Here is a 13,210-nt window from a genome sequence, read left to right as displayed (position 1 = left end):
TACGCAGGGAAGCGGTTGGCCTAGCCTTTGGCTTTCAGCGACAGCATGATTTGCTTGGCGATGGGCTCCCACTCGGGCTTCTGGCGGTCGGCGCAGTTGAAGGTGCAAATCATCAGCTTGCCTTCCACGTCGGTGAAGAAAACCAGGGTGTACACTTCGTGGCCCATCTCGGGCTTCATGAATTCCAGGTAGCCCACCTTGCGGTTGTTGATGTTTTTCACTCCATCACCAAACCAGGTGGCGTCTTTGTACTGCTTGTGGTAAGTTTTGCTGAACGAGCCAGCGTAAACGTCGACCATATCCTGGTCGGCATCGTTGTCGCTGTAGTTAAAAGCCAGGCTGATGAGGTTGTTATTCGTGAAAATCACGCTCGGGCGGCTCTGGGCTTTGGCGTAGGCGAAATCCATCTGCTGCTCGGTCATTACCTCGAAGCCTTTAGGAATCAGGATTTCCACCCGCTCGCTGAGCACGCGCTTTTTTATCAGCTCAATTTCGGATGCCGGGTGCGCAGCCGTCAATATCAACCCAAGGATAAAGAGTAGAAGTGTAGATTTCATGCTAATCAGTATAAGAGGTGAGTAATTAAAATGCTTTTGATGGACCCAAGTTAGATACAATAATTAAGTATCCAACTTTTCGACTACAAATATTGCGATTTATTTTTTAACACCGTCCAATTAAGCTCTCATTCTTATCAATAACAGCTTAGAAATCGGCAGTTTGTGGTTTGAATAAATAACAGAGTTTGTATTTCAATACCGCTGAAAAACTGCTAAAATGAAGAATTGTTTTTTATAAAATATTGTTAAAGTTCAATTATAGGTGGTCTTTACAACGCGTGGTTAACGAAGGCTTGTATTTTTAGAATGCTAAATCGGATAATAACAGAGTGCTAAAGGATGTTATTTAATTGTTCCTTTATTTTCTCAAGCTCCTCTTTCATGCCCACTACGAGGTGCTGCACAGTAGCGTCGTTGGCCTTGGAACCAATGGTATTGATTTCGCGGCCGATTTCCTGGGCCAGAAAGCCAAGCTTCTTGCCAACAGCTTCGTCGGGCTGGTGAATTGCCTGCTCGAAGTAGGCCAGGTGGGCGGCTAGGCGCACTTTCTCTTCGGCGATGTCTAGTTTTTCAATGTAGTAAAGCACTTCCTGCTCGAAGCGGGTGGCATTGAACTGCTCGTGGCTGGTAAGCTCGGCTAAGTGGCCGGCCAGGCGCTGGCGAACGTGCTCGATGCGCGCGGGGTCGTGCTGCTCTACGGCGGCCAGCTGCTGGCGAATGGTGGCGATGTAGCTCAGGATTTCGATGGTGAGGGTAGTGCCCTCGTCTTGCCGGAACTGCTGCATGGCGGCCAGGGCCTCGGTGAGCAGGGGCTGCAGCTCGGGCCAGGCCACGTCTTCGGCGGCGGGCTCGGCTTCGCGGGCTTCCGACGCGCTGGGGATAACGCCGGGCAGGCGCAGGGCCGCCAGCAGGGTGTCTTCGCCGGTGGGCAGGCCCAAGCTGTCGGCAACGGCCTTCAACTCTTGGTAGGCCGATACCAGCGCTTCCTTATTAAGGGTGACGGCGGCGCGGGCCGCGGCGGGTCGCACAAAATCGAGGTTGAGGTTGATTTTGCCGCGCAGCAGGGCCTTGGCCACGGTGTTGCGGATTTCAAGATCGTGCGCCTGCAGGAAGCGGGGGAGGCGTAGGCTCAGGTCGAGCGTTTTGGAGTTGACCGACCGAAGTTCGATGGCGGCAGTGTAGGTATCGGTTTCGCGGTGGGCCTGGCCGTAGCCGGTCATGGAGATAAGCATATGCAAGAGGGGCTGGGTTGAGGCCGTAAAGAAACGACCCGGGCGGTGCCGGCAGGCCGTTGAGCTGGGCAGTGCAGTGCGTGCGACGGGGGCGAAATGACAGGTAGCAACCCTCTGTTTTTTGAAAAAAGCCGCAAAAGTAGAGCCCGTTTTTTCATCCCGGAACTCCCGATACGGGGCGTAACAATAGGGCAACACACTGGCTATGTTGCCGTAATAGGCCCCCGGTAATTTTGTGGCGTAAAACCAACGATACTTTTTATGCGCCTCACCTTACTGGGCTTTTTTTTATTGTGGATGAATGGGTTGGCTTTTGGCCAACAAGGCACATTGGCGGGAAAAGTGACTGATAAAAAGGCGGGGGAAGGCGTGATTGGCGCCACCGTGCTGGTGACCGGCACCACCCAGGCCGCCCCCGTGAATGTGGATGGCAGCTACTCGCTGCCGCTCGACCCCGGCACCTACGACATCACCATGACCTACGTGGGCTACAAGCCGCTCACTTTCTCGGGCATTGTGATAACCAGCGACCAAACCACCACCCTCAACGGCGTGATGGAAGAAAGCCAGACCTCGCTCTCGGAAGTAACCGTGACCGGCGTGAAGCAAACCGGCACCGAAGTCGCCCTGATTCAGGACCTGAAAAAAAGCGAGGTGGTGGTGAGCGGCATGAGCAGCGACCAGATTGTGAAAAGCCTCGACCGCGACGCGGCCGAAGTGGTGAAGCGCATTCCGGGCGTTACTATCCAAAGCAACAACTTCATTGTAATTCGCGGCCTCTCGGAGCGCTACAACACCGTGATGTTGAACGATGCCCTCACGCCCTCGGCCGAAGTGGACACCCGCTCGTTCTCGTTCGACATTCTGCCCAGCTCGGTGATAGACCGGGTGCTGATTTTTAAGTCGGGCTCGCCCGAGCTGCCCGGCGAGATGGGCGGCGGCGTAGTGAAGGTATTCACCAAAAACAGCGTGCTGGAAAACAGCACCAGCTTTACCGCCTCGGGCTGGTACCGGCACAACACCACAGGCCGCGACTTTCTGGCCAGCACCCGCGGCAGGACCGACCTGCTGGGGTTCGACAACGGCGAGCGGCAGCTGTCCGGTGCCATTTCTGAACGGGTGCAGAAGCAGCCCATTGGCCTCCGCAACTCCTGGCTGCCGCGCACCATCACGGCCCTGCCCGACCTGCGCCTGTCGTTGGGCCTTGCCCGCAAGTACGAGCTGGGCAGCGCTTACCTGAGCAACGTAGTGTCGCTTTCGTACTCCAACACCCGCGAGCAATTCGACAACCTGCGCCAGCGCTTCGAGCGGCAGATTGACCCCGAAACCAATCAGCCCAAGCTGCAGTGGAACTACAACGACGTGCAGGCCATCCAGGCCGTGCGCTTGGGCGCGATTTATAACTGGCAGCTGCGCCTCAACGACCGCAACCGCTTCGAGTTTCGCAACTTTTTGAATCAGTACGCTACCGACGAGGTGATTCACCGGGTGGGCCAGACGCTGGACCAAGGCAACGAGCGCGACGACAACGCCCTGCACTACCAAAGCCGCACTGTGTATTCGGGTCAGCTATCGGGCGTGCACCAGATGGGCGCCACTGACCACACCACCGTTACGTGGGCGGGCGGCTACAACTACGTGTTTCGGGACGAGCCCGACTTCAGCCGCTACCGCAACCAGCGCAACATCCCGGAGCCGGGCCTGCCGGCGCGCCCTTATACCGTCATCATTCCGCCGGGCGGCAACCCCTTCGACGCCAGCCGGTTTTTCTCCGAGCTACGCGAAAATACCTACATGAGCAGCGGGCAGTGGGAGCGCCGCTTCCAGGGCCGCGACACCACCCAGGCCAACCAGTTCAAGATACGCGCTGGCTTCTATGCTGAGCATAAGGAGCGGGATTTTGAAAACCGCTACTTCTCCTACATCAAGGACAACGACCGGACCTTCAATGTGGATGAAACGCTGCCCGTAGACCAGCTTTTTGCCCCGCAGAACATTCGGCCCGGTACGGGCTTCGTGCTGGACGAGGGAACCAACCCACTGGACCGCTACACTGGCCGCAACACGCTGCTGGCCGGCTACGTGGGCGTCGTGGCCCCCATCTCCGACAAGTTCAGTGTGTCGGGGGGGCTGCGCACCGAGTACAACCGCCGACGGGTGCAGTCCGGCGATGCACAGCGGGCACCCTACGTGGAAAACCGCCTCATTCCGATGCCGTCGGTAAATGCTACTTACAACTTCAACGACCGTTCGCTGCTGCGCCTGGCCAGCTCGGTGACGGTGAACCGCCCGGAGTTCCGGGAAGTAGCCGAGTACTCCTACTTCGATTTCAGCAGCAACGCCATCATCACGGGCAACGCCAACCTGCGCACGGCTACCATATATAACGCCGACCTGCGCTACGAATTCTACCCCACGCGCTCGGAGCTGATTTCGATTGGCGCCTTTTACAAGTACTTCGTCAATGCCATCGAGCAAACCACCGTTTCGGTGTCGACGGAGCAACTGTACGTCTCCTTTCAGAACGCGGCCAAAGCTGAGGACCTGGGCGTGGAGCTGGAACTGCGCAAGTCGCTGGTGGACCTAAGCAATAGCAAGTTTTTGCAGCGCTGGTCGGCGGTAGCCAATGCCGCCTTCATCTATAGCAACGTGAACCTGGCCGAAACCGACGAGAATCGGGGGCTTGCTCTTAATAACCGTCCCTTGCAAGGCCAGTCGCCCTACGTGGTGAACCTAGGCGCGTTTTACCAGGACGACGACCACGGCCTCCAAATTTCGGCCCAGTACAACATCATTGGCCAGCGCATCCGGTTCGTGGGCGACCAGCAGTCCAACTACTCCATCATTGAGATGCCGCGCAATGTGGTGGACCTGGCCGTGACCAAGAGCGTGGGCCAGCATCTGCAAATTCGGGTGGGCGTTCAGGACCTGTTCAACCAGCGCAACCGCTTCCTCTACGACTTCAACCGCGACAGTAAAATCCAAGCCAACGAAACCGGCTCCTACGCCAATTTCCGCCGCGGCACCTACTCCACGGCCGGCCTGACGTGGCGGTTTTAACCAGCGCCGCCCCCGGGCGGCGCTTGGGCAGTTAACAATATCCTAACCGGAGGCACTCCGAATCATAACGGCAACGGGGCAGGTCTTGCGCAAACCCACCTGAACCTTTGCATTCCGATTCACTCCCGTCCTTTTTCTCCCTTAATTTTTTCCCCGACTCATGAAAAAATTTGTACTAAGCGCTTTGATGGCTGTAGCAGTCGTAGCGGCGCACTCGACGCAGGTTCTGGCGCAAACCCCATGCCCCGCTGCCCCAGCTGCCGTCACGGTTTCGGGTTCTATCACCTCCAATACCACCTGGACTCGCAACAACATCTACCTGCTCAGCGGGTTTGTGTACGTGCGCAGCGGAGCCGTGCTCACCATTGAGCCGGGCACCATCATCAAGGGCGACAAAGCATCGAAGGGTTCGCTCATCATCGAATCGGGCGCCCAGATTTTTGCCAACGGCACTGCCGCACAGCCCATCGTCTTCACCTCGAATGAGCCCGCCGGCAGCCGGGGCCGCGGCGACTGGGGCGGGGTTATCATCCTGGGCCGGGCCCCGGTGAACCTGGCCGGCACCCCCACCATTGAGGGCGGGGTAAACTCGACCTACGGCGGCAACCTGCCGAACGACAACTCCGGTGTGTTCCGTTACGTCCGCATCGAATTCTCCGGCATTCCGTTCCAGCCCAACTCCGAAATCAACGGCCTGACCATGGGCGGTGTAGGGGCAGGCACCACCATCGACCACGTGCAGGTGCATTCCAACGGCGACGACTCGTTTGAGTGGTTCGGCGGCACTGTGAATGCCAAGTATTTGATTTCCAACTCGGCTACCGACGACGATTTTGATACTGACAACGGCCACACGGGACGGGTTCAGTTTGCCTTGGCCATTCGCGGGGCCAACGTAGCCGACGTATCCGGCTCTACGGCCATAGAGACCGACAACGACAACGGCGGCTCGACCAACACGCCTCAAACCGCTACGACGTTCTCGAACGTCACGGCACTGCTGCAAAACCGCACGGCTACCGCCAACTTTACCCGGGCCATGCACCTGCGCCGCAACACGGCCACCTCGGTCTTCAACTCGGTGTTTGCCGGCTGGCCCCAGGGCTTGTTTATCGACGGAGCTGCGGCCCAGACCAACGCCACAAACGGTACGCTGGTGCTGCGCAACAACGTGCTGGCCGGCATGACCGCACCCTACGGCGTCGACCCAGCTTCGGGCTTTACCCACCAGGGTTTCTTTGAAGGTGCCAATCGTGACAATCAAGTCTTGGCCGCTGCCAGCGCGCTGGGCCTGAATGCCGATAACTTCAACGACTACAACAGCAACGGCACGCCCAACGGCGTACCAGACCTTGCTCTGCCGGCTGCCTCTGTCTTAAGTTCCGGCGCATCGTTTGCCGATGCCAAGCTGACCGGCGCCGGCAACGGCGGGCCGAACAGCACCTTCGAGGTGGTAAGCTACCGCGGGGCCTTCGGTCCGGCCAGCACGGCCGATGCCAACTGGGCAGCCGGCTGGACCAACTTCGACCCGCAAATCACCTGCTACAACCGTGCAGGCCAGACGCTCAGCAACCGCGACGTGTTCAACAACCCGCTGCAAGCCCTCACGGTATCGCCGAACCCCACCGACGGCGCCGCCGCCACCTTGGGCTTTGACGTGAAGCGCGCCACCATCGCCACCGTGCGCATCGTGGACATGATGGGCCGCCAGGTAGCCACCGTGCTGAACGCGGGCAAGCTGGCCGCCGGCCCGCAGGCCCTGGCCCTGCCCGCCTCGCTGGCTCCCGGCGTGTACCTGGCCACCGTGACCACCGGCGACGCCGTGCAGTCGGTGCGCTTTGTGGTAACCAAGTAACGATTGAGGATTAGAAAATAGCACCGCCTTTTTCTGCGAAACAGCAAACGCCTGCCCTCTGCAAGGGGCAGGCGTTTTTTATGGACGCTGCCGGACGCCGCCCGGGCCACCGTACTTTGTACCCGATTCCTTGTTCCTCATTCCTCATCGCGCATTCTGCCTTGAAAACGCCCCGCGTTTTGATGCTGCCCAAGTGGTACCCGCACCGCTACGACAACCTCGATGGGGACTTTGTGGCGCGGCACATTGCGGCCATTGCGGCGCACAGCGGGCCCAACGGCGGACCCGTGCAGGCCGCAGTGGTGTACGCCAGCGTGGCGCAGGGACCCCTGCCGAGGCTGATTGATGAGGAGATTGACCAAACGGGCCCGGTGCCCACGTGGCGCTACTACTACCGCGCCCGGCCCACCGGTCTGCCGGGCCTCGACAAGCTCCTTAAGCTGCTGCTGTGGCTGGAGTGCCTGCGCCGGGGGCGGCGAGCCGTGCGACAGCACTGGGGCGGCCTACTTCCTGATTTGGTGCACACGCACATCTTATTCAGGCCCGCGGTGCTGGCGTATTGGCTGAAGTGGCGGCACGGGATTCCGTACTTGATTACGGAAAACTGGACCGCTTTTCATCCCGGCAATGTGGAACGGCTGGGCAAGCTGCGGCGCTGGCTGGCGGGGTGGCTGGTGCGACAGGCGGCGGCCTACACTCCGGTATCGGAAGACCTGCGCCAGGCGCTGGCAGCCCTGGGAGGGGTGAATGCCCACACCGTAATCATTCCCAATGTGGTTGATACGGCGCTTTTTCATCCACCTGCCTTACAAAGCGTCCGGCAAGGCCTGCTGAATGTGGCGGCCTTTAATGAACGCGCAAAAAACCTGAGTGGGCTGCTGCGCACCATGGCCCGGCTGCGGGCAGCCTACCCCCACCTGCTAGGCTTGCGCCTGCGCATAGCCGGCTATGGCGCAGCCGAGCAGCAAATGCGACAACTGGCAACTGACCTAAACTTGCTGGCCGATGGCACCGTGGAGTTTGTGGGCAAGCTGACCTCCGAGCAGGTGGCCGAGGAAATGCGCCGGGCGGCTTGCTTTGTGCTCTTCTCCAACTACGAAAACCTGCCCTGTGTGCTTATTGAAGCGCAAGCCAGCGGCCTGCCAGCCGTAGCAACCCGCGTGAATGGCGTGCCCGAACTGCTACCCGACGACGGCACGGCCGGCCTGTTGGTGCCGCCGCGGGACGAAGCCGCTTTAGCAGCAGCCATCGTGGCCGTGCTCACGGCCCCGGCAGGCCGCTTCAACGAAGCGGCCCTGCGGCAGCGGGCCGTGGAGCAGTTCAGCTATCCGGCAGTGGGCAGGGCTTTCGGGAAGGTGTATCGCCGCATACTGGGCGGCCATGTGGACTGAGGAATCGCCCTCTTAATTGGCGCCCGGCCGTGCAGGGCGTTCTTTTGTGCACGAGTAGCCCCAGTATGATAAAACGCATTCTTCAGCATTTCGCGGCACGGGTGCTCACGGCGGGGTTGAGCTTTGCGGTGGTGTGGCTCACGGCGCGGTATCTGGGCGCGGCGGGGCGCGGGCAGGTTAGCTTGTTTTTCACCGATATGTCGGGGCTGGTGCTGCTGGCTGGGTTGGTGGGCGGCTCGTCGCTGATATACCTGGTGCCCCGTCGCAACGCCTGGCACCTGCTGACTCCTGCGTATGCCTGGGCCGTGGTAGTGAGCGTGGGAGGCGCGGCCCTGGTGGGCCTGCTCCGCCCTGTGGGGCTGGACTATGTGCTGCACCTAGGCGGCGTCACGCTGGTGCAGGTGCTGCTGTCCGTCAACGTGTTTCTGCTGCTGGGGCGGCAGCGCGAGCGGGCTTACAATGTGCTCACCACGGCGCAGGCCGCGCTGTTGGCCGGGGCACTGGCACTGGCATTCGGGCCACTGAACTGGCTCAGCATTAACGCCTACTATTATGCCAACTACGTGGCCTACGGCGTGCCGTGGCTTCTGAGCCTGGGGCTGCTGCTGCGCTTGCCCGATGCCAGAAGCTCGCGCCTTAGCCGCTACCGCCGGGCGCGCCCCCGGGCCGCGGCGCGCGAGCTAGCGCGCCACAGCCGCGGGGCGCACTTTTCTAACTTAATAACCTTCGCCAACTACCGCTTCGGGTACTACGCCGTGGCGTACCTGGCCGATGCCCGGGCGTTGGGCATTCTCTCAGTGGGCGTGGCCCTGGCCGAGGCCATCTGGCTGATTCCGCGGAGCACCGCCCTTATTCAGTATGTGGCCTTGGTAAACGCGGCCGACAAGCGTAGTCAAACCTACGCGGCCTTGCGAGGCAGCCGGCTCACGCTGCTGGCCACGGCCGGCGCTGTGCTGGTGCTCACTGCCGTGCCTGCAGCGTGGCTGGCCGCTGTTTTCGGCCCCGAGTTTGGGGCAGCCCGCGCTGTGATTTTGGCGCTGGCGCCTGGCATTTTCATCAACGGGGCAGGCATGCAGGCCAGCTCGTATTTCAGCGCCACGGCCCGCTATGGCGTGAACAACCGCGCTGCCCTGCTGGGCCTGGCCGTCACCGTGCCGGCGTGTTTGCTGCTGGTGCCCCGGCTGGGGATGGTGGGTGCGGCACTGGGCATGTCGGCCTCTTATACCGCGAGTGTGGCGTATCTGGGCTGGCATTACGTGCGGGCTATTGGCGCCGAGTGGCCCGATTTGCTGCCTGGTTGGCGTGATGTGCAGTGGCTGGGAAAGTGGCTGCCAGGCAAAGATTAATGGGGCTCGGGGCGGCTTAGAGCAGTTGCGGGGTCAGTGTAAGGTAGCGCGGACTTTTAGTCCGCGGGGCCCAAGCGTACCCATTCGCGGACTAAAAGTCCGCGCTACCTTACCACTTCCACCCAGCCTTTGATGCGTAGGCCGTCGGTGTAGGTCAGGAGGTAGTAGTACACGCCGGCGGGCTGGCCGTGGGCGTCCCATTCGTCGTGGTAGGCGACTGATTCGAACACCTGCTGGCCCCAGCGGGAGAACACCTGCAAGCGCGGGGAGCAGTCGGGGCCGAGCCGGAAGGTCTGGTTTTGGTCGTCGCCGTTGGGGGTAATGATGTTAGGGATGATGCGGGCTTTCACCTCGAGTACGGGCGCGTTGGCCACGACTTCGCAGCGGTTGCCGTTGTAGCGCACCAGCAGGCGGGGCCGGTAGGTGCCGGGCGTGGTGTAAGTGTGAGTAGGATTAGGCTCTGTGGATTGAGTACCATCGCCAAAGTCCCACACCCGCGTAAACAGAGAAAAATTGTTCGAGCTAACCGCCGTAAACCGCACCGTGAGTGGCGCATAACGGGTTTCGGGGCAGGCCACCGGCTCCCAGGAGGCTTGCAGCACTGGCGGCGCGGCCACCGATACCCGCCGGGTGGCCGTGCCGGTGCAGCTGCCGCTGCTCACCGTATAGGTGAGGGCAATGGGTGCCGGGAACACAGCGGGCGGCGTGAAAAAGAATCCCGTGACCACGCTACCGCTCACCCCGGGCCCCGTGAAGGTGCCACCGGCCGGACTGCCCCGCAAGGCAAAGGGCTGCGTGCTGCCGGGACACAAAACGGTGTCAGGCGCCACGACAATAACCAAGGGGTTAGTGATGGTAACCGGCTGGGTGGCTTGTACCACGCAGCCGTTCGCGGTTAGCGTATAGGTGAGTTGATAGGTGCCTGCCGGCAGCAGTGGCGAGAAAAAATACCCCGTGGTTGCGTTGCCGCTCACCCCAGGCCCGCTGAAAATGCCGCCCGCGGGCGTGGCCGCGAGGGGAACCAGGGGCAGGGGCGGCGCCTCCGGCCCAGGCAAACAGTAAGTGGGCTGGGGCAGAGGAGGGAAGCTCACCGTGGGCGGGGCGGTCACGGTTACGCGGCGCGTGTCGGTAGTGGTGCACAGGCCCGTGCTCAGCACGGTGTAGGTGATGGTATGCACGCCGACCAAGGCTGCCGAGGGCGTGAAGAAAAAGCCCGTGGCCGCGCTGCCCGTCACGCCCGGCCCCGACCACACGCCGCCGCCCGGGCTGCCCACCAGCGCCTGGGGGCCGGCGGTGGCACACACAGTCTGGTCGGCCCCGGCATTGGCAATTTCGGGCTGAAAATTGAACACAAAGGCCGCGTTATTACACCCCGGCCCGGTGGCCGACGAGCCGCTATTATTAGTGACCGAATATGTATTGGCACCCGGCGGAATGGGAAAGCCGGTGGTAGAAAAGCATGAGCAAACGGCGTGGTACACAATGCCGCGCGGGTCGAAGCGTGAGGTGCCGCCGTCCACGTGCTCGCCAGATGAGTTCGGGGAAATATCGCCGTAGAAAGTGCCGTAGGCGAGAGCTGTAAGGCCAGCCGAAAACTGCGCTAGGTAAAAGTCGCTGCCGTCGGTGGCGAGCTGGGCGGCATCGGGCGTGGTGGGCAGGCCTGCTGTGGTTCCATTGCCTGAGAGGTAGCCAGTGCCCTGGTTCACATTGCCGCCCCAGCCACACACGTATACCCGGTCGCAGCGGTCGACCAGAAAGGCGGTGGGCGAGACGTTAATCCGGGCCGGGGTGCCGGGGCTGCTGGAGCCAAACACGGTGGAAAGCAGGCTGGCGCTCAGGTTAGCATCCAGCTTCTGAATGAACTGCGTACCGCCTGGCGTAGTGTAAAGGCCCGGAGTGGTGGGGAAGGCCCCTGTTGACTGGCCGAGCAGGTATACGCCGCCGTCGGAGCCGAGCTGCAGGAAGTACGCTTGGTCGTAGTCGGCGGTGCCCACATAGGTGGCCCGCACGAGGCTGGTGCCGTTGACCGCAATGCGCGCCGCGAAGCCGTCGACGCGGCCGGGCCTCACTGTGCGGTAGGCCCCGGCTGTCACGGGAAAGTCTGCGCTCAGCGTACCGCCGGCCACGTACACGTCGCCGCTGGCGGGCTCCAGCTGAATGGAATAAGTTGCATCGGCGCCGCTGCCGCCCAGGAAGCTGCTCCAGACCAGGGTGCTGAGGGTGGGGTTGAGCTTGCACACCACGCCGTCGGAAGAGCCGCCGCGGTAGGTGCTGCTAAAGCCCTGCCGCGTCGGAAAGTTGGGGGAGGTGGTGTGCGAGGCGATGTAGATGTTGTCGGCCGCGTCCACGATGACATCGCCGCGGAATGCGTCGCCGTAGTTGTGCACCAGCTGTGGCACCGGGGCATTGGACGAAGCCGAGGCATTGAGCGGCAGCAGGCCGTCGTTGCCGGAGCCTCCCAGGTAAGTAGACGCGGCCAACGCCGAGCCATTGACGGCGAGGCGGCTGATTATGAGGTCGGAGCCGTTGGGAACACTGAAAGGAGGAAAGCCTCCGTAGCCAAACGGGTCGGCGGGCGTGCCGCCGGCATAGGTGCGCTGTAGCGCTCCCGTGGTGGTGGGGTAGTTGGTAGAGCCCGAGGAGCCCAGAATTATCAGCTCGCCCTGGTTATTTACCACTAGGCTATGCGGAAAATCGCTGCCGCTGCCGCCCAGGTAAGTAGCCCACACCCGGGCCGCCGGGCCGCTCACGTTCGGGTTGTACTTGATGATGGCAATGTCTATCAGGCCCGCAAACGTGGTCTGGAAAGCCCCGGGGCTGGTGGGGTAGCCCGGCTCGAAGGCAATGCCACCCGAGTAGAGGTTGCCCTGCGCGTCGTAAGTGGCCGTGAAGCCCCAGTTGTTGGCGGTCGAGCCGCTATAAGTAGAAAACACCACCACCGGGTCGATGGTCAGCGGCCGGCGCGGGTCGTATTTGCCGAGAGCGAAGCGTACCAGCTGGCCATTCAGTACGTAGCGGCAGGCCACAGGCTGGCGCCGGCCGGCGGCATCGGTTTGCCAGGCCTGCGGCGCCCTTTCCGTGATAGTGCCCACGCTGGTGCGCACCAGCAGGTTGCCGGCCTTGTCCAGCGCTAGGCCCTCGGCGCCCTTGTGCCGCAGGGCAATAGCAGCAGGGTTGGCGCCCGCTGCCAACTCAAAATCGTACTCCAGGTGCTGGTCGGTGCTTTCGTAGACCCGGGCACTCACCCCAGGCCACAGGCCGGCGTAACGCAGCTCACGAAAGCTGCGCACATCACTGGCCCAGTGCCTGGCATCGGCCCCCAGGAAGTAGTTGCGGTGCTCGGAAGTGGGCGTTTCGGCAGTAATAACGGCCGCTTGTGCGCCCTCGAAATGAAGCGTCAGGGCATGGCCGGCCACCATCTGGCTAGCAGGGGCGCCGCCACTGGCTTTGGCATCATGCTGGTGCTGGGTGGGGCCGCCGTCAGCCAGCAGCGCAAACGTCAGCCCGTCGACCTCCGCAAACAGCCGGCCACCAGGCAGCGGCGCTACGTAGCGAACCGGTGCAGGCCACTGGCCTTTATTTTCAATAAACTCGAGCGTGTGGTTTGCCGGGCGGGGGCGCTCGCTAGCCGTCGTCGTCATGCTGGCTAACCACAGCAACACCAGGAGGGTAAGGCGGGCGGGTAGCAAGAGTTCCATCGAAAATAGCGAGGGTCAGGTAGATGATTGCAAGGAAGCGAATGCCGCTGAGATGTAGGGCATGCGCC

Annotated in this window: 7 protein-coding genes; 4 read left to right on the top strand and 3 right to left on the bottom strand. The window is 61.7% G+C overall.

What is annotated here, in order from left to right; translation table 11 throughout:
- Positions 1 to 20: 20 nt before the first annotated feature.
- Both ACP7AJ_RS00315 and ACP7AJ_RS00310 read right to left on the bottom strand, forming a co-directional pair.
- A complete protein-coding gene (locus ACP7AJ_RS00315) occupies positions 21 to 557 on the bottom strand; it encodes a hypothetical protein (protein ID WP_426058191.1) in 537 nt (178 codons plus the stop codon).
- Positions 558 to 892: 335 nt separating this feature from the next.
- Positions 893 to 1,792, bottom strand: coding sequence for a YicC/YloC family endoribonuclease (locus ACP7AJ_RS00310; protein ID WP_426058190.1), 900 nt, complete (start codon positions 1,790 to 1,792; stop codon positions 893 to 895).
- 261 nt (positions 1,793 to 2,053) lie between these two features.
- On the opposite strand from ACP7AJ_RS00310, the gene ACP7AJ_RS00305 reads away from it, so the two are divergent.
- The 4 genes from ACP7AJ_RS00305 to ACP7AJ_RS00290 all read left to right on the top strand — a co-directional run bounded on the left by ACP7AJ_RS00305 (position 2,054) and on the right by ACP7AJ_RS00290 (position 9,444).
- On the top strand, positions 2,054 to 4,852 hold the full coding sequence (locus ACP7AJ_RS00305; protein WP_426058189.1) for a TonB-dependent receptor domain-containing protein: 2,799 nt from the start codon (positions 2,054 to 2,056) through the stop codon (positions 4,850 to 4,852).
- Between the two features lie 160 nt (positions 4,853 to 5,012).
- On the top strand, positions 5,013 to 6,707 hold the full coding sequence (locus ACP7AJ_RS00300; RefSeq protein ID WP_426058188.1) for a T9SS type A sorting domain-containing protein: 1,695 nt from the start codon (positions 5,013 to 5,015) through the stop codon (positions 6,705 to 6,707).
- A gap of 161 nt (positions 6,708 to 6,868) precedes the next feature.
- Positions 6,869 to 8,098, top strand: coding sequence for a glycosyltransferase (locus tag ACP7AJ_RS00295; RefSeq protein WP_426058187.1), 1,230 nt, complete (start codon positions 6,869 to 6,871; stop codon positions 8,096 to 8,098).
- A 65-nt stretch (positions 8,099 to 8,163) separates the two neighbouring features.
- Complete coding sequence (locus ACP7AJ_RS00290) at positions 8,164 to 9,444, top strand: lipopolysaccharide biosynthesis protein (protein WP_426058186.1); 1,281 nt, start codon at positions 8,164 to 8,166, stop codon at positions 9,442 to 9,444.
- Between the two features lie 104 nt (positions 9,445 to 9,548).
- Here ACP7AJ_RS00290 and ACP7AJ_RS00285 read toward each other — a convergent pair whose 3' ends face one another.
- Entirely contained in the window at positions 9,549 to 13,142 is a 3,594-nt protein-coding gene (locus ACP7AJ_RS00285; protein WP_426058185.1) for a gliding motility-associated C-terminal domain-containing protein, read from the bottom strand.
- Between the last annotated feature and the right edge of the window lie 68 nt (positions 13,143 to 13,210).

Origin of the sequence: Hymenobacter sp. B1770, from assembly GCF_049896385.1 — a bacterium.
Taxonomy (GTDB): Bacteria; Bacteroidota; Bacteroidia; order Cytophagales; family Hymenobacteraceae; genus Hymenobacter.
Note: the sequence above shows the minus strand (reverse complement) of the source record. Positions and strands in the feature narration are given on the sequence as shown.

Coding starts and splice junctions, on each gene's coding strand:
- ACP7AJ_RS00315 (WP_426058191.1), bottom strand. CDS start 557: ATGAAATCTACACTTCTACTCTTTATCCTTGGGTTGATATTGACGGCT.
- ACP7AJ_RS00290 (WP_426058186.1), top strand. CDS start 8,164: ATGATAAAACGCATTCTTCAGCATTTCGCGGCACGGGTGCTCACGGCG.
- ACP7AJ_RS00285 (WP_426058185.1), bottom strand. CDS start 13,142: ATGGAACTCTTGCTACCCGCCCGCCTTACCCTCCTGGTGTTGCTGTGG.
- ACP7AJ_RS00300 (WP_426058188.1), top strand. CDS start 5,013: ATGAAAAAATTTGTACTAAGCGCTTTGATGGCTGTAGCAGTCGTAGCG.
- ACP7AJ_RS00305 (WP_426058189.1), top strand. CDS start 2,054: ATGCGCCTCACCTTACTGGGCTTTTTTTTATTGTGGATGAATGGGTTG.
- ACP7AJ_RS00310 (WP_426058190.1), bottom strand. CDS start 1,792: ATGCTTATCTCCATGACCGGCTACGGCCAGGCCCACCGCGAAACCGAT.